This is a genomic window from Mycobacterium ahvazicum (genome assembly GCF_900176255.2).
Taxonomy (GTDB): domain Bacteria; phylum Actinomycetota; class Actinomycetes; order Mycobacteriales; family Mycobacteriaceae; genus Mycobacterium; species Mycobacterium ahvazicum.
Genome location: NZ_FXEG02000005.1, coordinates 331,935 through 352,514 on the forward strand (window position 1 = coordinate 331,935; position 20,580 = coordinate 352,514).

Annotated in this window: 17 protein-coding genes; 7 read left to right on the plus strand and 10 right to left on the minus strand. The window is 66.6% G+C overall.

From position 1 onward, the window contains the following. Nucleotides 1-38: 38 nt before the first annotated feature. The 4 genes from purH to MAAFP003_RS22610 form a co-directional block, all read right to left on the minus strand. Nucleotides 39-1,610 (minus strand): bifunctional phosphoribosylaminoimidazolecarboxamide formyltransferase/IMP cyclohydrolase, encoded by a 1,572-nt coding sequence (gene purH, locus MAAFP003_RS22595; protein ID WP_096289919.1) that lies wholly within the window; start codon nt 1,608-1,610, stop codon nt 39-41. A gap of 7 nt (nt 1,611-1,617) precedes the next feature. Beyond that, on the minus strand, nt 1,618-2,247 hold the full coding sequence (gene purN, locus MAAFP003_RS22600) for a phosphoribosylglycinamide formyltransferase (RefSeq protein WP_096289920.1): 630 nt from the start codon (nt 2,245-2,247) through the stop codon (nt 1,618-1,620). A 175-nt stretch (nt 2,248-2,422) separates the two neighbouring features. Beyond that, a complete protein-coding gene (locus tag MAAFP003_RS22605; RefSeq protein ID WP_096289921.1) occupies nt 2,423-3,853 on the minus strand; it encodes a cell division protein PerM in 1,431 nt (476 codons plus the stop codon). A gap of 39 nt (nt 3,854-3,892) precedes the next feature. Then, nucleotides 3,893-4,738, minus strand: coding sequence for a DUF5336 domain-containing protein (locus tag MAAFP003_RS22610; protein ID WP_096289922.1), 846 nt, complete (start codon nt 4,736-4,738; stop codon nt 3,893-3,895). A gap of 279 nt (nt 4,739-5,017) precedes the next feature. On the opposite strand from MAAFP003_RS22610, the gene MAAFP003_RS22615 reads away from it, so the two are divergent. After that, nucleotides 5,018-5,866: an LLM class F420-dependent oxidoreductase gene (locus tag MAAFP003_RS22615; protein WP_096289923.1), complete on the plus strand. Its 849-nt coding sequence runs from the start codon at nt 5,018-5,020 to the stop codon at nt 5,864-5,866. Between the two features lie 154 nt (nt 5,867-6,020). Beyond that, nucleotides 6,021-7,352: a PPE family protein gene (locus tag MAAFP003_RS22620; RefSeq protein WP_096289924.1), complete on the plus strand. Its 1,332-nt coding sequence runs from the start codon at nt 6,021-6,023 to the stop codon at nt 7,350-7,352. Nucleotides 7,353-7,366: 14 nt separating this feature from the next. Here the strand turns inward: MAAFP003_RS22620 and MAAFP003_RS22625 are convergent, their stop codons facing one another. The 3 genes from MAAFP003_RS22625 to sucC form a co-directional block, all read right to left on the minus strand. Next, nucleotides 7,367-8,902, minus strand: coding sequence for an acetyl-CoA acetyltransferase (locus MAAFP003_RS22625; RefSeq protein ID WP_096289925.1), 1,536 nt, complete (start codon nt 8,900-8,902; stop codon nt 7,367-7,369). 108 nt (nt 8,903-9,010) lie between these two features. After that, complete coding sequence (sucD, locus tag MAAFP003_RS22630; protein WP_096289926.1) at nt 9,011-9,913, minus strand: succinate--CoA ligase subunit alpha; 903 nt, start codon at nt 9,911-9,913, stop codon at nt 9,011-9,013. A gap of 12 nt (nt 9,914-9,925) precedes the next feature. After that, complete coding sequence (gene sucC, locus MAAFP003_RS22635; RefSeq protein ID WP_096289927.1) at nt 9,926-11,089, minus strand: ADP-forming succinate--CoA ligase subunit beta; 1,164 nt, start codon at nt 11,087-11,089, stop codon at nt 9,926-9,928. Between the two features lie 264 nt (nt 11,090-11,353). On the opposite strand from sucC, the gene MAAFP003_RS22640 reads away from it, so the two are divergent. Together MAAFP003_RS22640 and MAAFP003_RS22645 are read left to right on the plus strand one after the other, a co-directional pair. Then, on the plus strand, nt 11,354-12,442 hold the full coding sequence (locus MAAFP003_RS22640; RefSeq protein ID WP_243394174.1) for a M23 family metallopeptidase: 1,089 nt from the start codon (nt 11,354-11,356) through the stop codon (nt 12,440-12,442). A gap of 1 nt (nt 12,443) precedes the next feature. After that, a complete protein-coding gene (locus MAAFP003_RS22645) occupies nt 12,444-13,007 on the plus strand; it encodes a hypothetical protein (RefSeq protein WP_423790935.1) in 564 nt (187 codons plus the stop codon). 78 nt (nt 13,008-13,085) lie between these two features. On the opposite strand, the gene pcrA is transcribed toward MAAFP003_RS22645, so the two are convergent. Further along, nucleotides 13,086-15,425: a DNA helicase PcrA gene (gene pcrA / locus MAAFP003_RS22650; protein WP_096289929.1), complete on the minus strand. Its 2,340-nt coding sequence runs from the start codon at nt 15,423-15,425 to the stop codon at nt 13,086-13,088. Nucleotides 15,426-15,724: 299 nt separating this feature from the next. Between pcrA and MAAFP003_RS22655 the strand changes: the two genes are divergently transcribed. Next, nucleotides 15,725-16,048: a chorismate mutase gene (locus MAAFP003_RS22655; RefSeq protein WP_279304562.1), complete on the plus strand. Its 324-nt coding sequence runs from the start codon at nt 15,725-15,727 to the stop codon at nt 16,046-16,048. A gap of 110 nt (nt 16,049-16,158) precedes the next feature. Beyond that, the gene (pgi, locus tag MAAFP003_RS22660; protein WP_096289930.1) at nt 16,159-17,823 is read left to right on the plus strand and encodes a glucose-6-phosphate isomerase; all 1,665 of its coding nucleotides are present in this window, start codon (nt 16,159-16,161) and stop codon (nt 17,821-17,823) included. Here pgi and MAAFP003_RS22665 read toward each other — a convergent pair. Further along, on the minus strand, nt 17,820-18,404 hold the full coding sequence (locus MAAFP003_RS22665) for a TetR/AcrR family transcriptional regulator (protein WP_165796503.1): 585 nt from the start codon (nt 18,402-18,404) through the stop codon (nt 17,820-17,822). The two genes, pgi and MAAFP003_RS22665, sit on opposite strands and share 4 nt — an antisense overlap. A gap of 91 nt (nt 18,405-18,495) precedes the next feature. Between MAAFP003_RS22665 and MAAFP003_RS22670 the strand changes: the two genes are divergently transcribed. Next, complete coding sequence (locus MAAFP003_RS22670) at nt 18,496-19,815, plus strand: oxygenase MpaB family protein (RefSeq protein ID WP_096289932.1); 1,320 nt, start codon at nt 18,496-18,498, stop codon at nt 19,813-19,815. A gap of 1 nt (nt 19,816) precedes the next feature. On the opposite strand, the gene MAAFP003_RS22675 is transcribed toward MAAFP003_RS22670, so the two are convergent. Further along, complete coding sequence (locus MAAFP003_RS22675) at nt 19,817-20,566, minus strand: SDR family oxidoreductase (RefSeq protein WP_096289933.1); 750 nt, start codon at nt 20,564-20,566, stop codon at nt 19,817-19,819. Between the last annotated feature and the right edge of the window lie 14 nt (nt 20,567-20,580).

Here is a 20,580-nt window from a genome sequence, read left to right on the forward strand (position 1 = left end):
ATACACAGGTGCGTCATGCGCACCGGCTTTAGTGCGCGCTAGTGAGCGAAGTGGCGTGCGCCGGTGAGGTACAAGGTGACACCGGCTTGCGCGGCGGCCGCGGTGACTTCGTCGTCGCGCACCGAGCCGCCGGGGTGCACGATGGCCTTGACGCCGGCGCGCGCCAGCGTTTCCAACCCGTCCGGAAACGGGAAGAACGCGTCGGAGGCCGCGACCGCACCACCGACTCGGTCAGCACCTCTTTCCACGGCCAGCCGAGCCGCGTCGACCCTGTTGACCTGACCCATACCGACGCCGATGGTGGCGCCGCCGGAAGCGATCACTATCGCGTTCGACTTCACCGCGCGGCAGGTGCGCCACGCAAACACCAGGTCGCTCAACGTCGCCGGGTCCGCCGGTGATCCGGCCGCCAGCGTCCAGTTGGCCGGGTTGTCGCCGTGCGCGTCAAGCTGATCGCGCTGCTGCATCAGCAGTCCCCCGCTGATCGGTTTCAGCTCGGCGCCACCGGCCAGCGGCTCGGAGGCCACCAGCACCCGGATGTTCTTCTTGCGCGTCAGCACATCGAGGGCATCCGGCGCGTACGCCGGGGCGACGATCACCTCGGTGAAAATAGTGCTGACGTATTCCGCCATCTCAACGCTCACTTCAGTATTCGTGGCGATGACGCCGCCGAAGGCGCTCAGCGGATCGCACTCGTGGGCCTTGCGATGAGCGTCGGCGACCGACACCGACGAGATGGCGATCCCACACGGGTTGGCGTGCTTGATGATTGCCACACAGGTGTCTTCGTGATCGAAGGCTGCCCGCCAGGCCGCGTCCGCATCGGTGAAGTTGTTGTAGGACATCTCTTTTCCGTGCAGCTGCTCGGCCTGCGCCAGCCCCGGCCACGCCGCAGGGTCGAGGTACAGGGCGGCCTGCTGGTGCGGGTTCTCGCCATAGCGCAGCATCGCCGAGCGGCGCCAGCTGTGGCCGAACCACCGCGGGAAGGTGGTCTCCGGATGCTCGGGCGCCAGCGTCGACTCCATCCAGCTCGCCACGGCGATGTCGTACTCGGCGGTGTGCGCGAAGGCCAGCGACGCCAGCTTCTTGCGCTCGCCGAGAGTGAATCCGCCGTTGCGCGTCGCCGCGAGCACCCCGTCGTAGCCGAGCGGGTCCACCACGACCGCCACACTCGGGTGGTTCTTCGCGGCCGCCCGGACCATCGACGGCCCGCCGATGTCGATCTGCTCGACACATTCGTCCAGGCCCGCGCCGGAGTCGACGGTCTGGCTGAACGGATAGAGGTTGACGACGACGAGCTCGAAGGCGGCGATCCCGAGCTCCTCGAGCGCCGCGGCGTGCTCGGGCTTGCGCAGATCGGCCAGCAGCCCGGCGTGCACGCGCGGGTGCAGGGTCTTGACCCGTCCGTCGAGCACCTCGGGGAAGCCGGTCAGCTCCTCCACGGGTGTAACCCGGATCCCCTTGTCTGCAATGGTTTTCGCGGTCGACCCGGTCGAGACGATCTCGACGCCGGCCTCGCTCAGCCCCTGAGCGAGTTCGATCAGGCCGGTCTTGTCGTAGACGCTGATCAACGCGCGGCGAATCGGCCTTCTTGACTCGTCGGTGCTCATGCTGTGCTCATCCCAAGGTCGCCTTTCGTCCGATCCAGGTCACGCCGCGGGTCGCGACCCCGGCCACCACGTCCACCAGCAATCGCCGTTCGATGACTTTGATGCGTTCGTGCAACGTTTCTTCGGTGTCGCCGTCGAACACCGGAATCGGCTCCTGCGCCAATATCGGCCCGGTGTCCATGCCGGCATCTACCAGGTGCACCGTACAGCCGGTGACCTTCACACCGTAATCCAGCGCTTCGGGAACGGCATGCGCTCCCGCGAAGGCCGGCAGCAGCGCCGGATGCGTGTTCAGTGTGCGGCCGACGAATCGCGAAAGGAATTGCGGTCCAAGGATTTTCATGAAACCGGCCGAGACGATCAGATCGGGCGAGTGCGCGGCGGTGGCCTCGGTGATCGCGGCGTCCCAGGCCTGCCGATCGGGGTGGTCGCCGAGGCGGACGGTGAAGGTCGGCACCGATGCGGCCGCGGCGATCTCGGTGGCCCGGCAGTCGCGATCCACGCCGACCGCGACCACCCGCGCCGGGTAGTCGTCGACGGCGGCGGCCAGCAGGGAATTCAATAGCGATCCGGTGCCCGACGCCAGCACCACCAGTCGCGCCGGCGCACTCGGGGGCACGCGCAGCGGTTCGACCACATCGCGAGCCTAGCCCGACGACGATGCGCGTCGCCGCGCGACGCGGGAGGAGTCGGGCAATCAGGCCGCAGCCCGACGACGATGCGCGTCGCCGCGCGACGCGGGAGGAGTCGGGCAATCAGGCCGCGACGACGGCGCCCGGCCGACGATACGACCGGCCGAACACCGCAACCGGCTAGTCCGGACGATCGCGCTCGGTCGCGCTGCGCTCCGGTTCGTCGGGCTCGGGCACCCCGGCCGCGGGCTCGTCGAACGCGGGCTCGCCGGGCAATGGCTCGCGGGGCAGCGGTTCGTCCAACGGCGGTTCGTCCAACGAAGGCTCCGCAAACTCCTCCTCGTCTTCGAGAAACATTTCGTGCTCGACGGGCTCGGAAAACACGTCCGCGAAATCCTTCGGTTCTTCGGCCGGCGGTACGGGCGCACGCTTCGGTTTGGGCCGCCGGAGCCTGCCGAGCCGGACCGGCCTGACCCCGCCGGCCATCACCACCGTGACCCAGCCGATGACCGCGAACCAGAAGAAGGTGCCGATCCACAGGGTGCCCTGGTCCACCCCGACGTCGCCGAAGTTGCCCAGCCGGCCGCTGCTGCCGAATGCCAGCAGCGACATCACCAGCGTTCCGACCACCGCGGCAACCAACAGCTTGGCCAGCGCTGCAAGCAGCGGGAGCGGACGCCGGGCGCATTGCTGGCCGACCGCCACACCGGACGACGCGCCGACGATCAGCAGCGCCACCCACACCGGCCCCAGCGGCGGCGTGGGCGCGGCGGCCAACACGGGCAGCGCCGGAATGTCACCGCCGAAAACGGTGAACGAACTGAACGTCGCGAATCCGATATGTGCGCTGGACCCCACCGCGACCGCCGAGGTTCCGACGATGACGTTGGGCGCGTAGAGAATCGAGAGCACGGTGAGGCTGAACTCGCCGAAGATGGAATCGGTGATCCCGTAGAGATCCTGCATCGTCGCCCAGTGCACAACCAGCGATCCCGCCGTCACCAAGCCGGAGAGTCCGACCAGCGCCAGCACGCCGGCGACCGCGGCACGCACCGAATCGGCCAGCCAGAAGGGCAGCGACGCCGCCGCCAGCGCCCGCCGGCCGACCCGGGATCCCACCCCGATCGCGGCGCCGATGGCGTGCACCACCGCGACGCTGGCGAATGCGCGCAGGGCGCTGGGTGTCTGCAACTCGGTGAGCACCGTGGACGCGTCGTGGATGACGGCCAGCGCGATCGCCGCGATCAGCAGCGGGCCACCCAGCGCCGACGCGACGACCCAACGGACCACGAGCCAGGAGGAATAACGGCTGGTGGCCCGCGCGGTGGTACGCGCGGTCGCCCACACCATGAACAGGATCGGCAGCAGCGGCAATACACCGAGCTCGCGGCCGCCGATCGAAATCGGCACCTTGTGCACGCCCAGCCAGATGCTGGCGATCGCCCCGAGCGCGCCGGTCATGTCGCTGTTGGCGATCAACAGCTGCAGCAACGTGACCGCGGCGATGACGACCAGTGCCAGCACCGCCGGGCCGAACGCGACCCGGACGAGGTCACGCGCCTGGCGAGCGCCCGCTGCCCGGTTGTCCCCGCTCTCTGGCACCCTTTTCACTCTTGGCGCACGTGGCCTACGAGGCGCGAGAACTCGCGGTTAGGAGGGGGCCGGTCCAGAGGGCGACTGGTCCCCGGGCTGCTCAGCGGCGACCGAGGGGGGCGGGCTGAAGCTCGGGAAGCCGGTGGGCGGTGTCGAGGGGCCCTGCTGCTGCGCGGCTGGCTGCGGCCCGGACTGCGGAGACTGGGCGCCGAAGCCGCCGGTCGGGATCGCACCCTGGGTCGGGGCCTGGCTCGAGGGGTTGTAGCCGCCGTATTGCGATCCATATCCCGACTGCGGGTTGTGCTGCTGCGGCGTCTGCTGACCGTAGTAGCCGCCGTGCTGTTGACCGCCGTACTGACCGTACTGACCGTATTGACCGTACTGCTGAGCGTAAGGGTCGTACTTGGGCCGCGGCGGCGGCGCGGTGATGACGCCGGCGTCCAGCAGCAGCGCGACGACCGCGGCGACGGCCTGCAGCACACTGGCCGCAACCAGCGGCCACATCGCCCAGCCGACGGCGAACCCGGACGGGGTGTTGATGACCTCGGCGATCGCCAGCAGCGCACCCAGGACGGCGACGGCGGCCACGACTCCCGAGTAGTTCTTGGCCTTGGGCAGCAGGCTCAACCCGGCGAGCAGCGCGGCCAGGACGGCGACCAGCACGGCGGTGCCGGCGTCGCCCGCGCGTCCGCCGGCGGCCGGACCCAGGTCGGAGCTGAGCACGAAGGTCGGCCCGAAGTTCAGCAGGTACACCGCCAGGCCGAGCACGACCACCGCGATGTTGACGTACAACGGCAACTTGCTCTCGCCGTCGTCGGTCTTCGCGAACGAAGGGGTGGCACCGGGGTAGGAGCCACCCGGCTGCGCTTGGGGATAACCGGGACTCCCGGGCGAGTAGGTCATGACTCCTCCTGTTGCTTCAGTGCCTTACCTCGACAGGCGCCACCCCACCTTTGCGGTGCGACGCTGTGCTTCCAAGGCCCGCCGTACTCGACTGCCAAGACGTGCCCGCGCCTGCGTTACGCGCGATCGATCCACCACGCTAGCGCACGTTCGGGCGGGCATGCCGGAGCGACCGGCCCCCGCGTGCGACCAGGGCGGATCGCCGCGGCACCCCGTCCGCGAGGGACTCCGCGGGGGGCGGGTTGCTCGGCACAGGTAGAACACGTTCTAATTCTGTGCATGGATTACGGGCTAGTGCTCTTCACCAGTGACCGTGGCATCTCTCCGGCGGCCGCCGCCAAACTTGCCGACGACCACGGCTTCAAGACGTTCTACGTGCCGGAACACACCCACATCCCGGTCAAGCGGGAGGCCGCGCACCCGACCACGGGTGACGAGTCGCTGCCCGATGACCGGTACATGCGCACGTTGGACCCGTGGGTGAGCTTGGGCGCCGCGTGCGCGGTGACGACGCGCGTGCGGCTGTCCACCGCGGTGGCGCTGCCGGTCGAGCATGACCCGATCACGCTGGCGAAAAGCATCGCCACGCTGGACCACCTGTCCGGTGGCCGCGTCAGCCTCGGTGTCGGATTCGGCTGGAACACCGACGAACTGGCCGACCACGGCGTGCCGGCCGGACGCCGGCGCACCTGCCTGCGCGAGTATCTCGAAGCGATGCGCGCGCTGTGGACACAAGAGGAAGCCTCCTACGACGGCGAGTTCGTCAAGTTCGGCCCTAGCTGGGCCTGGCCCAAGCCGGTGCAGGCGCACGTTCCGGTGCTGGTGGGCGCCGCAGGCAATGAAAAGAACTTCAAGTGGATCGCGCGCAGCGCGGACGGCTGGATCACCACACCCCGCGACTTCAACATCGACGAGCCGGTGAAGCTGTTGCAGGACACCTGGGCGGCCGCCGGGCGCGATGGCGCCCCCCAGATCGTGGCGCTGGACTTCAAGCCGGTGCCCGAGAAACTGGCGCACTGGTCGGAGCTCGGGGTGACCGAGGTGCTGTTCGGCCTGCCGGACAAGTCCGCGGACGAGGTCGCCGCCTACGTCGAACGTTTGGCGGGCAAGCTCTCGTCGATGGTCTGAGGCGGTCAGCTGCACACCCGTACGGTGCATGCAGTAGTCGGTCTCCGAACCGGACATAAATTGCAGTAGTCAGTCCCGGGTCGAATCGTCGTCGAATCTGCGCACAATTACCGGCACGTTTGCAGGCCGTATGTTGTGACGAGATCGAGCGCCCATGGATTGGTTGTTGTTGCCTCCGGAGGTCAACTCCGGGTTGCTGTATTCCGGCCCCGGGTCAGGGCCGATGTTGGCGGCTGCCGCGGAGTGGGATGCGCTGGCCGCCGAGCTGGAATCCACTGCCAACGGCTACTCCGCCGCGGTGTCCGGGCTGACCGCCCAGGCATGGACGGGCCCCTCATCGATGCTGATGACGGCCGCAGCGAACGCCTACTTTGAATGGCTGACCACTAGCGCCGCCCAAGCACTACAAACCGCGAACCAGGCCTACACCGCGGCGGCCGCCTACGAGACGGCGTACGCCATGACGGTGCCCCCGCCGCTGATCGCAGCCAACCGGGCGCAGTTGACGGCACTGGTGGCGACCAACTTCCTCGGGCAGAACACCGCAGCGATCATGGCCACCGAAGCCGAGTACATGGAGATGTGGGCCCAAGACGCCGACGCGATGTACGCCTACGCCGGCGCGTCGACGCCCGCGAGCACCCTGACCCCGTTCACCGAGCCGCCGCAAACCACCAACCCGGCCGGGCAGGACGCCCAGGCCCGCTCGGTGGCCCAAACCACCGCCAAGACCACCACCGCCCGCACCCAATCCCTGGTCCAATTGGCGCAGCTCCAGAACACCGGGAGCTTCACCGTCGGCCCGGGGGACATCGCCACCTACGGCGGCATCACGATCATCAACAATGCCAACGGCCCCTTCACGTACACCATCGAGGGCAGCCTCAGCGGCAACGGCATCATCCAGATCCTCGACGCCACCGACGTTTTGACCATCGCACAGGGCGGAACCCTGATCGTCAACGGCACCCTCCATCTGCAGGCGGGAGCATCTCTCACCGTAGCGTCGGGAGGCGCCCTCAACATCGCTGGCCTCAGCGGAAGCGTTATCGTCAACACCGGCTCCCTTAGTGTCGGTTCCGGCGCGACACTGACTGTCAACCAGAGTGTGCTCGCCGTCCATGGCGGCTCGCTCGCCCTGGCCAATAGCTTGGTCACCGTCTCTGGTGGAGCGAACCTTCAGCTCGGGGGAGCCGTCACCAGCATCCACAGCGGCATCGTGACCGCTAGCGCCACCGACACTGCCGGAATCCAAGCCGCGATCGCCGCGGGTCATCTCAGCATCACGTCCACCGGCTCGTCTGTTGTCCCTGTCGCGCCGGCAGCGGCGACTCCCGGCGCAATCGCGCCGCCGGGCATGAGCGCACCCGGCCTGGCGGGAACCTCAGGCATCCAGCCGCAGCTCAGTGTGGATGGCCTCATGGACTTGGCGCGCAGCGTATCTGGCGCCGACCTCGCCGCCGATGCGGCGCCAGTTGCCGGTTAACTCGGGCGCCGTACCTACCCCAGCGAAGCCCGGTTGCCGTTGTCGGTCGTCCACACCGAGATCTCCGCACCCAGCGGATCGTCGTTGCACATCAACGCGACGAGATCCTCGTCGTCGGTGGTGGCCATGAACCGGCTGTTGTCCGCCGCGAGCCTGCCGACGATGATGCCGGTGCGGATCGGCCAGTCGTAGCGCACGGAGTACGTCTCGATCCTCGCCGCGCCGTCGGGCGTTTTCGTGACCTCGACCTTCGGCAGCGCATCGATCTCCTTTTCCAGCGCCGCGCAGTTGTCGGTGCGCCAGTCCACCGGTCTGGTCGAGTAGATGCCGACCGAGTACTTGCTCATGATGCCTCCGTTGGCGCCGACCAGGCCGAATTGCCCTGGCCTGTCTCGCATTTGCGTGACTGTCTCGGCGATACCGTGCAGCGAGTAGCTGTTGCCGGGGCCGCCGAAGTACGGCAATCCACCGGTCAGGGTCAGGCCGCGCGGGTCGTCGCCCTCGATGCCCAGGGCTTCGCAAATGACGAACACCGGGAACGGGAAGCAGCTGTATAGATCGAAGGTGGCGATATCGTCGACGCCAATTCCGGCCACCCGCAACGCTTCTCGGGCCGCATGAACCGCCGCGGGGCTGGCGCCGAGGTCGACGCGATCGAGCATCGCCTGCTCGATCATGTCCGAGTGGCCGTGCAGATAAACCCACTTGTCCTGCGCGACCCCGAGTCGGGACGCCGCCGCCACGGACATCAGCACCGCCGCGGCACCCTGGTTGACCTGATCGCGGGCGACGAGCAACCGCGGGTACGGGTCACAGATCATCCGGTTGTCGTCGCTCACGGTGATGATCTCGTCGACGGAGCGCTCAAGCGGCGATGACGAAAGCGGGTTCTTGGCAGCCACTTTCGACATCGGGGCGAACAACTCGGCCATCTCGCGCCGATAGCGCGCCACGCTGTGGCCGAGGCGCGCGCGACGAGCGTTCTCCATCAGCCCGTACTGTACGGGCGCCCCGGTCAAGCCGTGCTGGATCGTGTAATCGTCGATGTAGCTGAAGATCTGGTGGCCGCGATCCTCCAGCTGACCCTCGATGTGTTCGGTGAAGTTGGGCTTGGCTTTTCCGCTCTCGGCGGCCTGGCGCCAAAAGCGAGCCGTCGATCCCGGCTCCGAGCCCATGATCAGCACGACGTCGGCGTCGCCCGCGGCGATCGTGTTGCCCGCCTCGGTGACCAGTTTCTGCGGACCCTGTCCTCCGACGGGTTCGAGGACCACTCGGGCCGGGTCGCCACCGAGACGATTCATCACCGAACGCGGGTAGTTGTTCGACTTGCCGAGCGTGGCCGGCATCGGTCCCGAGATCTCGAACTGCCGCAGCGCGAATACCGTGTCGACGGCCTGCGCAACGCCTTTGGCGCCGGTGTCGGCAAGCGCTTCGGCCACGGCCGCCGTCGCGAGCTCGACCGCCGACATGCCCCGATAGTCGGGGTCGTCGATGCGCTCGGTGAACTGCCCGACGCCGACGAGCACCGGAGTACGCGGATCCACCGGCATGACAAACCTCCTGGCAACTGTTAGTTCGACAGGCTAATCGATGCCTGGGACCAAAACGAAACCGCGGCCAGATCGCGAATTCGCGACCCGACCGCGGTCTCGAAAGAACTACAGGCTCTGCAGGATCTCCCGGGCGAGTGCCGCGGTCTCCGACGGCGTCTTGCCCACCTTGACCCCGGCGGCCTCCAGGGCCTCCTTCTTGGCGGCCGCGGTGCCCGACGAGCCGGACACGATCGCGCCCGCGTGGCCCATCGTCTTGCCTTCCGGCGCAGTGAATCCCGCGACGTAGCCGACGACCGGCTTGGACACGTTGGCCTTGATGTAGTCGGCGGCCCGTTCCTCGGCGTCACCGCCGATCTCGCCGATCATCACGATGATCTTGGTCTCGGGGTCCTTCTCGAACGCCTCGATCGCGTCGATGTGGGTGGTGCCGATCACCGGGTCACCACCGATACCGATCGAGGTCGAGAAGCCGAAATCACGCAGCTCGTACATCATCTGGTAGGTCAGCGTGCCGGACTTGGACACCAGCCCGACCGGGCCGGGGCCGCTGATGTTGGCCGGGGTGATGCCGGCCAGCGCCTCACCCGGAGTGATGATGCCGGGGCAGTTCGGGCCGATGATCCGCGTCTTGCGCCCCTTGTGGACGTTGTAGGCCCACGCATATGCGCTGTCCTGCACCGGAATTCCCTCAGTGATGACCACCAGCAGCGGAATCTCGGCGTCGATGGCTTCGATGATGGCGTCCTTGGCGAACTTCGGCGGAACGAACACGACCGACACGTTGGCGCCGGTCTCCTTCATCGCCTCGGCGACGCTGCCGAACACCGGAAGTTCGACGTCCTTGCCTTTCGCGTCGACGTGCGACACGGTGGTGCCGGCCTTACGGGCGTTGACGCCACCGACCACCGCGGTGCCGGCCTTCAGCATCAAGGCGGTGTGCTTGGTGCCCTCCCCGCCGGTGATGCCCTGGACGATGACTTTGGAGTCCTTGTTCAGGAAGATAGACATTGCTTGGCTCCCTTACTTATTCGCCAGCTCGGCGGCTTTGTCGGCACCGGCGTCCATGGTCTCGGCCTGGATCACCAGCGGGTGGTTGGCTTTCGCCAGAATCTGGCGGCCTTCGTCGACGTTGTTGCCGTCGAGCCGGACCACGAGCGGCTTGTTGGCCTCGTCGCCGAGCATGTTCAGCGCGGTCACGATGCCGTTGGCGACGGCGTCGCAGGAGGTGATGCCGCCGAACACGTTGACGAACACGCTCTTGACCTGCTTGTCGTTCAGGATGACGTCGAGACCCGCGGCCATCACTTCGGCCGAGGCGCCACCGCCGATGTCGAGGAAGTTGGCCGGCTTGACCCCACCGTGCTTCTCCCCGGCGTAGGCGACGACGTCGAGCGTCGACATCACCAGACCCGCGCCGTTACCGATGATGCCGACGGCGCCATCGAGCTTCACGTAGTTGAGGTCGTGCTCCTTGGCCTTGAGCTCCAGCGGGTCGGTCGCGTCGCGGTCCTCGAACTCGGCGTGGCCGGGCTGCCGGAAGTCGGCGTTGGCGTCGAGGGTGACCTTGCCGTCCAGAGCCAGGATTTGGTTGTCGGGCGTGCGCACCAGCGGGTTGACCTCGACCAGCGTGGCGTCCTCGGCGACGAAAAGCTCCCACAGCTTGGAGATGGTGTTCGCGGCGGCGTCGAGCACCTCGGCCGGCAGGTGGCCCTGCTCGGCGATGGACCGGGCGGTCGCCAGGTCGACACCGGTCACGGCGTCCACCGGGACCTTGGCCAGCCGCTCGGGCTTGGTGGCGGCGACTTCTTCGATCTCCATCCCGCCCTCGACCGAGCACATCGCGAGGTAGGTGCGGTTGGCGCGGTCGAGCAGGAACGAGATGTAGTACTCCTCGGCGATGTCGCTGGCCTCGGCGACCAGCAGTTTCTTCACGATGTGACCCTTGATGTCCAGGCCGAGGATGTTCTTGGCGTGCTCGTACGCGTCGTCGGGTGTCGCGGCGAATTTCACGCCACCGGCCTTGCCGCGGCCGCCGACCTTGACCTGCGCCTTGACCATCACGGGGGCACCGACCTCGGTCGCGATTTCCTTCGCACCCTCGGCGGTGTCGGTTACACGACCGGGCGTAGTAGGTACGTTGTGCTTAACGAACAGTTCTTTCGCTTGATACTCGAAAAGGTCCATGAACTCACTGTCTTCGCTCGAGTTATTTGCAAGGCCTACAGCTGGGCGGTGCCGGAATCGGCGACTCGCACGGTGGAACTGTATCCACCCGCAAAACGGCCCCTACCGCCGCATCCACCCATGTGGCACAGGTCACGACACGCCCGGAGAGCTCAAACGTGATCCAGTTCACAATCCGTCCCCGAGGTTGCCAGCCGGATCGGTAAACGGTTAACGTCCTAAAGTCCAGATAACGTTATGGTCACGATACGAGGACATTTCAGCTTGTCCCAACACCGTCTCGCGCGTACTCCTGCGTTGTCAGGAGCCGGTCGCCATCATCGCGACCTGTGGGCGCAACCGCACCAGAACGAAGTCACCGAGATCCTGCCGTTGGACGGCTTCGACTTCAACGACCTGGACTTCGCGGACTCCGTTGAGCTCGACGAGCTGGACCTCAGCAATGACTCGACGTTCGATTACGAAGCGCAGGTGCTGCTCGCTCCCGAGCTCGACGACCTCGCCGAGATCGACGACCTGACCCCGCTGCGGCTGGCGGCTCCCGCCACGGTGGCCGCCACTGCCGTGAACGAGGGCCTGGCCCAGCTCGCCCTCAAGCTCGGCGCAGACCCGGGCTCGGACGACATCGACGTCAGCGGTGTGCGCCGCAGCGGCCAGCACCGCAAGCAGCCGACCAGTGCGGCCAAGGGCCGGGTTCTGATCTCGGCGATGGCCGCGGGCGCGGCGGCCGCCGCGGCCCACACCGCGACCAGCCAAGCCGAGACCACCAAGGCCGAGACGGTGCTGACCGCCAACGCCTCGGCCCTGACCGGCGGATCGAGCGGCAACGCGACCCGCGGCGCCCAGGTGATCGCGGTCCAGCCGGCGGCCAACGCCCTGCACAACCAGGAGCTCGCCAAGGGCGTCGCTTTCGCCAACGACCGCGCCCAGCGCGAGGCGCGACTGCAGCAACCGCTGTACGTGATGCCCACCCACGGGATCTTCACGTCGAACTTCGGCTATCGCTGGGGCGTGCTGCATGCCGGCATCGACCTCGCCAACTCGATCGGAACGCCGATCGTGGCGGTGTCCGACGGTGTCGTGATCGACGCCGGCCCGACCGCCGGCTACGGCATGTGGGTCAAGCTGCTCCACGCCGACGGCACCGTCACGCTGTACGGCCACATCAACACCGCCCTGGTCAGTGTGGGCCAGCGCGTGATGGCCGGCGACCAGATCGCCACGATGGGCAACCGGGGTAATTCCACCGGCCCACACTTGCACTTCGAGGTGCTCCAAGGTGGCACCGAACGCATCGACCCGGTCCCATGGCTGGCCAAGCGAGGAATTTTCGTCGGCAATTACGCTGGTTGAGGTGACCGCGCCGAACGACCCCGGACCAACTGAGCCGCCCGCCGAATCACGAACACGGATCATTCGACGTGCCCCGAGCGGGCCGATGCCCTCGATCCCGGACAACCCCACCACGCACCTGCCAGGCCCGGCCGCACTCGATCAGGGAGCCACGCGCGCGGCCGCGCGCAGCAGCCTGGCCGACCGGCCGATCGATGAACCGGCTCCCCGGACGGTCACCGCGGCCGCCGCGGTCAGCATCGTCAGCGGCTGGGCCACGTCGGTGGTCGCCACGGATCTGATCGCCGGCTGGTGGCGGACCGATCGCCTGTTCTGCATCGCGATCGCGTTCCTGGCGCTGGTGTTCGCGACCGCCACCATCACCGGCGTGATCATGCTGCTGCAACGTCGCGCGCTGGGCCGCTACCTGATCATCACCGGAGCGGTGGTCGCGGTGCTGACCTACGGCGGTGTTTTCATCGCGGGGGCCCGCGTCGCCTGGATCGTGCACGCCTTCCCGGTGCTGCCGATCGCCAGTGTTCTGTTGGCGATGCACCCGCAGACCACCCGCTGGCTGCAGAGGTAAGCCCGTCTCACCGAACGTGCTTCGATGGCGAAACCGCCGGCCATCTTTTCGCTGTGGCCGCACGCTCGGCGCAATGGTTCAGAGCTTGCTGACCGGCGCGTGATTGTGCATCAGCTTGACCCGCCCGGAGCTGCCGAAGTCGATCAGCGACATTGCCGATTCACCGACTCCGGACACTTCTTCGACGCGACCCAGCCCGTACTTGTCGTGGGTCACGCGATCGCCGGGCTCCAGCACCAGTAGCGGGCGCTTGCCTGCCCCGGAGCGGGTGGGCGCCGCGCGCGGCGTTCCGAACCGTCCGGCACCGCTCACCGGCGCGCTGTACGACGGGGCCGGCGCGGTGCGCCGCCACTCCATCAGTTCTTGCGGAATCTCTTGCAGGAAACGCGATTCGGGGTTCAGCATCGGCTGCCCCCAAGAGGAACGCACAATCGCCCGGCTCAGATACAGCCGTTGCCGGGCGCGGGTGATGCCCACGTAGGCCAGCCGCCGCTCCTCGGACAGCTCGGTCGGGTCGTCGAGCGCCCGCATGTGCGGGAACATCCCGTCCTCCCAGCCGGTGACGAACACCACCGGGAACTCCAGACCCTTCGCGGTGTGCAACGTCATCAGCGTCACCACGCCGGCCGCATGCTCGGGAATCTCGTCGGTATCGGCGACAAGTGACACCCGTTCCAGGAATTGCGCCAGCACACCGGTCTCGGGCACGTCTTCGTCCTCCGGCGCCTCATCGAGCGCGGCGGCTCCCCCGGTTTCTAAGGCCTCGTCAATGCTGAATTCGTGTGCGACGCTGACGAGTTCATTGAGGTTGTCCAGCCGGGCCAACTCCTGCGGATCGGTCGAGGACTCCAGCTCCCGACGGTATCCGGTCCGTTCCAGCACCGCCTCGACCAGATCGCCGAGGTCGTCATCGAGGTGGCCCCGCAACTCGTCGAGCAGCTCGACGAATCCCGAAATCGCCTTCTCCGCACGGGAATTGAGCATCGGAACTTTACCCTCGGCGGCCGCGACCAACGCGTCGGCGAAGCTGGCGCCGGTGTTCTCGGCGTAGACCGCCACGCACGCCTCGGCGCGGTCGCCGATACCCCGGCGCGGGGTGTTGAGGATGCGCCGCATGCTGACCGCATCGCCGGGGTTGTCCAGCACCCGCAGGTAGGCGACGATGTCGCGGATTTCCTTGCGCTCGTAGAAGCGCACCCCCCCGACAACCTTGTACGGGATGCCGGCGCGGATGAACACCTCCTCGAGCGACCGCGACGAATTGTTGGTGCGGTAGAAGACGGCCACATCGTTATAGGTAATTTCGCCCTGCTCGGCGAGCGCGTCAATTTCTTGCGCGACGAACCGGGCCTCGTCGTGCTCATTGTCGGCGACATAGCCGACGATCAACTCCCCTTCACCGGCGTCGGTCCACAGCCGCTTCTCCCGGCGCCCGGAGTTGCGCGCGATCACCGAATTGGCCGCCGAAAGTATGTTCTGCGTCGAGCGGTAATTCTGCTCCAGCAGAATGGTGGTGGCGTCGGGGTAGTCGCGTTCAAACTCCTCGATATTGCGAATGGTGGCGCCCCGGAACGCGTAGATCGACTGATCCGCGTCGCCGACCACACATAATTCCGCGGGCGGCACGTCGTCGTCGGACGAATTGGCGTCCCAGCGCCCGACCAATTCCCGCACCAGCACATATTGGGCGTGGTTGGTGTCCTGGTATTCGTCGACCAAAACGTGGCGGAACCGGCGGCGGTAGTACTGAGCGATCTGCGGGAAGGTCTGCAGCACCGCGACGGTCTCGCCGATCAAATCGTCGAAGTCCAGCGCGTTGGCCGCGCGCAGCCGGCGTTGGTATTCGCTGTAAACCGAGGCGACGGTGTGAGCCAAGTCATCGGATTCGTCCGTGAGTTTGGCCACAGCCTGGTCCGGATCGATCAGTTCGTTCTTCAGGTTGGAGATCCCGACGGCGAGCAGTCGCGGCGAGTACCGCTTGATGTCCAGACCCATGTCGCGCCCGATCATCTGCAGCAGGCGCCGCGAGTCGTCGGCGTCGTAGATGGAGAAGTTCGAATTGAGACCCTTGATCAGGGAGGCCTGGTTGCGCAGGATGCGAACGCACGTCGAATGAAAGGTGGACACCCACATCGCGCGAGCGCGGTTGCCGACCAGCCGCACCACCCGTTCGCGCATCTCAGCGGCGGCTTTGTTGGTGAAGGTGATCGCGAGAATCTGCCCGACCCCGACGCCGCGTGCGGCGACCAGATAGGCCACGCGGCGCGTCAGCACCGCGGTCTTCCCGGAGCCCGCGCCGGCCACGATCAGCAGTGGCGAGCCCTCGTGGACGACGGCCTGGCGTTGTTGCGGATTGAGTCCGTCGAGCAGCTGGTCTATCTCGGCGGCGAGCTTGGCATCGGTTGCGTGCACAGTCATGTCCGCCTCAATTTACCGCCGACCACCGACGGCAAGTGCCCAGGCCACGGCCGCATTGCGGGGTCGAACGGGATCAACTTTTCGTTTTGCTCCCGCGTGTCCGTGGGTGTGGCACACTCGTTACATGGACAATACGCAGCTCCATCGCCGCCTCTCGATCCTCGAGTGGCGTCGCCGATTTTTCTGTGGGTACCGGCCCGCGGTGCCCATGGTCTAGCTGTGATTGCTAGAGCCCTGTGGTCCGCCTTCCGGATTCAGGGCTCGAACTTTTTCCAGAGCGAGAAACGTTTTCAAGCCGAATAGCGAACAAGACGAAAAGAACAACACAAAACAACACGGGGGTAGCAGGGATGAGCGTCGAGATGATCGACATTGAACAGTTGGCGAACATTGAAGAGTTGCGCCTTGAGATCGACCGGCTGGATGCCGAGATTCTTGCGGCCGTCAGAAGGCGTGCCGAAGTTTCGCGGGAGATCGGCCGTGCCCGGATGGCGTCCGGGGGGACGCGCCTGGTTCACAGCCGGGAGATGAAGGTCATCCAGCGTTACAGCGAGCTCGGCCCGGAGGGCAAGGACTTGGCGATGCTGCTGCTGCGCCTGGGCCGGGGCCGGCTCGGCCACTGACAATCCCCGACACCGAGGATTTTTTACCGCGAATTTCTGCTATTCCCGCGGCGAATCGTGCTGCCCGCCAGCGGTGGCTGTGGCCGGTGACTCGGCACTAGGGTCGAACCATGACCTCCGTGCTCACCATCCCCGACATCACCGCCACTCCGGCGTGGGACGCCCTGCGTAGGCATCACGAGCAAATCGGCGAAACCCACCTGCGCCAACTCTTCGACGACGACCCCGATCGCGGTCGCGATCTGGCGGTGACGGTCGGCGACCTCTACATCGACTACAGCAAGCACCGCGTCAGCCGTGAGACGCTGCGGCTGCTGGTCGAACTGGCGCGCGCAGCCAACCTCGAAGAGCGCCGCGATCAAATGTTCTCCGGCGTGCACATCAACACCTCGGAGGATCGCGCGGTTCTGCACACCGCGCTGCGGCTGCCCCGGGATAGCGAGTTGGTGGTCGACGGCCAAAATGTCGTCGAGGACGTCCACAGCGTGCTGGATGCGATGGGCGATTTCACCGATCGGCTGCGCAGCGGCGAATGGACCGGCGCCACCGGCGAGCGAATTCGCACCGTAGTCAACATCGGCATCGGGGGTTCGGATCTGGGTCCGGTGATGGTGTATCAGGCATTGCGCCATTACGTGGACGCCGGAATTTCGGCACGTTTTGTCTCCAACGTCGACCCCGCGGACCTGGTTGCAAAGCTTGCCGATTTAGACCCCGCGACAACCCTTTTCATCGTCGCGTCCAAGACGTTCTCGACCCTGGAAACGCTCACCAATGCGACGGCCGCGCGCCGCTGGCTGACCGACGCGCTCGGCGACGCCGCGGTGTCGAAGCATTTCGTCGCGGTCTCGACGAACAAGCGCCTGGTCGACGAGTTCGGTATCAACACCGACAACATGTTCGGGTTCTGGGACTGGGTCGGCGGACGTTACTCGGTCGATTCGGCGATCGGCCTGTCGGTGATGGCCGCGATCGGCCGGGAGGCCTTCGCCGATTTCCTGTCCGGATTCCACATCGTCGACGAGCACTTCAGAACCGCGCCGCTGGAGTCCAATGCGCCCGCCCTGCTGGGCCTGATCGGGCTGTGGTACTCGACCTACTTCAACGCCCAGTCCCGCGCCGTGCTGCCCTACTCCAACGACCTGGCCCGCTTCGCCGCCTACCTGCAACAGCTGACCATGGAATCCAACGGCAAGTCGGTGCGTGCGGATGGCACACCGGTTACCACCGATACCGGTGAAATCTATTGGGGCGAACCAGGAACCAACGGTCAGCACGCCTTCTACCAATTGCTGCACCAGGGCACCCGGTTGATACCGGCCGACTTCATCGGCTTCAGCCAACCCACCGACGACCTGCCCACCATCGAAGGCACCGGCAGCATGCACGACCTGTTGATGAGCAACTTCTTCGCGCAGACCCAGGTGCTGGCATTCGGCAAGACCGCGCAGGAGATCGCCGCCGAGGGCACGCCCGCCGACGTGGTGCCGCACAAGGTCATGCCCGGCAACCGGCCGTCGACTTCGATTCTGGCCGAACGGCTTACGCCGTCGGTGGTGGGACAGCTGATCGCACTGTACGAGCATCAGGTGTTCACCGAGGGCGTGGTGTGGGGCATCGACTCGTTCGATCAGTGGGGTGTCGAGCTGGGCAAGACACAGGCCAAGGCGCTGCTTCCGGTGCTTACCAGCGACACCTCCCCGGCGCCACAGTCGGACAGCTCGACCGACGCCCTGGTTCGTCGTTACCGGACCGAACGCGGACGAGTCAGCTAGGCGTCTGCGGCAGTCGGGCTCATCACGTCGGACCCGAGTCGCCGCACAAAGGTGCGAAGCCGTTCCACGGTCGCGGTCTGCGGGTCAGACAGGTGTAGTCGCAGCAGTTCGCGACCGGAGGCGTGCAGGATCCGGGCCGTGTATTCGGGATCGTGCACCTGCGGGTTGATGCGCAGCAGTTCGCGGACGAAGAACTCGAGCACGACGGCTTCGGACTGGGCCAGGCGGGCATACAACTGCGGCGGCGCGCCCTGCGGCGGGAACATAAACAGCCGCCACGTCGCCGGGTGGGCGTCGACGGCGGCCAGCACCCCGTCGAACGCAAGCACGAGCGACTGATCTTCGGCGACGGTTTCCAGTCCAGAGATCGCCTCGGCGAACTGGGCGCCGGCCCGCGCCGCCTCGCGGTCGATCAGCTCGACGAACAGCCCGGCCAAGTCGCCGAACTTCTGATAGATCAACGACCGGTCGATACCGGCTTGGGCCGCGATGCGTTGTGGCGTCGCCGCGTGGAAGCCTTCGGCGTCGACGATCGCATGCGCGACGTCGAGGATCTGCTCGCGGCGCTCCTCGGCGGTCATGCGCCGCTTGGGGCTGACCACAGTCACGCTTGACAGCATAACTAACAAATTGTGAGTATTACTCACTAACTGTTAGTTAGCGGAGGTTGTGATGGTCACGTACTACCCCGAACTCGCGGAGAGGGTCCGTAGCCAGCGCGATCTGCAGCCCGAGCTCTACGGCAACTTCGACTTCGACCAGCGGCCCGATCGCCTGGCCACCGAGCCCGACGTCGACACGGCTCTGCCCGCGTGGGTCGCCGACCGGGAGCCGATCCTGCAGGACGACCGCGTCGTCGAGTTGATGAGCACGGCGACCTTACTCGGCGATGTGGTCGCCGATCCCTATGCGGCGCTGATGAACACGCACAGCGTCACGCACCTGATCGACATGCTCAAGACGGCCTGCCGCCACGGGCTCGACGCGGTGCCCGACGCACCCCCCGAGCTGGTGTCGTTCATCGCCGCGATGGAGGCGACCCCGCGGTGGATCGACTTCGACCTGGTGCGCGAAGGTGCTCGGCAAGAACGCATTCCGGCGGCGCTGCTGGCCCCATTCATCACCCGCGGTGCCTTCGTCGCGACGTTCACCAACACCTACGCCGCGCTGCCGATGGCTCTGACCGGAGCCCTCTCGGGCAAGCGGGCCGCCCGACGGGTCAACGAGACGGCCAGCTTCTTCGCCGTCACCACCCTGCCCGGTGCACTGGACCGCTACGGCCCCGGATTCGAAGCCGCGGCGATGGTCCGGCTGATGCACTCGATGGTCCGCTACAACGCGCTGAAGAAATCCGACAAGTGGGACGTCGCCATCTACGGTATGCCGGTGCCGCAGGTCGACCAGATGCCGGCCGGGATGATCGGCCAGTATCTGTTGGCGCGCAAGGCAAGACAGCAAGGCCGCACCGAATTCACCGCCGAAGAACGTGCCGTCGTCGAATTCGCCCGGTATCGCTGCTTTCTGCTCGGCCTGCCGGAAGAACTGCTGCCGGCCGAACCCGCCGACATCATCCACGTCATGCATGCGCGCTCGGCATTGCTGCGGCACGGATTCGACAAGATCTGCCAGGAGCTGGTGCGCGGCACCATGGCCGCGTATCTGCGCCCCGACACCACGCTGTTCGACCGCTGCGCCGACGCGGTCGAAAAGAGTTTCAGCAAGTTCACTTTCGTGCGCACGTTCTGCGGCGGCAATCGCGACGTCGCTGAGGCCATGGGCGTCTGCCTCGACCCGACGGATCTGCTGCGCATCGCGCTGACCGCGCCGTTCATCCTCGGACGGTTCACCGCGGTCAGCCACGCCAGTCGCATCCCCGTGCTTCGGGACATCACGGACGCCTACGTGATCGGGCTGCTCAAGCTGCGGCTAAAGACCTACGGTAAGCCCGAATTCACCAGCGACGCAACACATTACACACCCGTACCGCACTGAATCAGGCGAAGGGTTTGGTCAGCGGCGGCGGCAGCACCCGCAACAGCTGCACCAGCGGCGCCCAGGGCCAGCGCGGCACCACGGCGCGGCCGGGCTCGCGCTCGATCGCGGCCACCAGTGCCCGAACGCCAGTTTCGTTGTCCACCATCAACATTGTGCTCGCCGATTTCGCGGTCATCTCCGACTCGATGTAACCGGGCTCGATCGACGAAATCTTGATGGGGCCCTTGGCGTACTCGGCGCGCAGCGACTCGCCCAGCGACGTCAGTCCGGCTTTGCTTGCGCAGTAGGCGGCTTTGACGCCGGGGACGCCCTTGTTGCCGAGGACCGACGAGATCAGCACCAGGTGGCCCGAGCCGCTCTTGTTGAACATCTCGAGAGCGGTTTCGATCTGCACGAGCGCGGCCAGCAGGTTGGTCTCGATGGTCTTCTTGTTCGCCCACAGCTTGCCGCTTCCCAGCGGCGCCCCGCTGCCGATCCCGGCGTTGACGATGATGCGATCGATGCCGCCCAACTCGTCGCTGAGCTCCGCGAACACCTTCGGCACCTGCTCGTGCTCCCGGACGTCCAGCGCGGCCACCGCGACCTTGATCGACGGATACTGCTGCGAGAGCTCGGCTTTCAGCTCATCGAGCCGGTCGGTGCGACGGGCGCACAGCGCCAGATCGCGCCCTTTGGCGGCGAAAGCACGCGCCATGCCGGCGCCCAGGCCGGAACTGGCCCCGGTGATGAGGATCTTCTGGCGTGTCACCCGGGCAGCATATC

Coding starts and splice junctions, on each gene's coding strand:
- MAAFP003_RS22670 (WP_096289932.1), top strand. CDS start 18,496: ATGGTCACGTACTACCCCGAACTCGCGGAGAGGGTCCGTAGCCAGCGC.
- purH (WP_096289919.1), bottom strand. CDS start 1,610: ATGAGCACCGACGAGTCAAGAAGGCCGATTCGCCGCGCGTTGATCAGC.
- MAAFP003_RS22620 (WP_096289924.1), top strand. CDS start 6,021: ATGGATTGGTTGTTGTTGCCTCCGGAGGTCAACTCCGGGTTGCTGTAT.
- MAAFP003_RS22665 (WP_165796503.1), bottom strand. CDS start 18,404: ATGACCGCCGAGGAGCGCCGCGAGCAGATCCTCGACGTCGCGCATGCG.
- MAAFP003_RS22615 (WP_096289923.1), top strand. CDS start 5,018: ATGGATTACGGGCTAGTGCTCTTCACCAGTGACCGTGGCATCTCTCCG.
- MAAFP003_RS22610 (WP_096289922.1), bottom strand. CDS start 4,738: ATGACCTACTCGCCCGGGAGTCCCGGTTATCCCCAAGCGCAGCCGGGT.
- sucD (WP_096289926.1), bottom strand. CDS start 9,913: ATGTCTATCTTCCTGAACAAGGACTCCAAAGTCATCGTCCAGGGCATC.
- pgi (WP_096289930.1), top strand. CDS start 16,159: ATGACCTCCGTGCTCACCATCCCCGACATCACCGCCACTCCGGCGTGG.
- pcrA (WP_096289929.1), bottom strand. CDS start 15,425: ATGACTGTGCACGCAACCGATGCCAAGCTCGCCGCCGAGATAGACCAG.
- MAAFP003_RS22625 (WP_096289925.1), bottom strand. CDS start 8,902: ATGCCGGTGGATCCGCGTACTCCGGTGCTCGTCGGCGTCGGGCAGTTC.
- sucC (WP_096289927.1), bottom strand. CDS start 11,089: ATGGACCTTTTCGAGTATCAAGCGAAAGAACTGTTCGTTAAGCACAAC.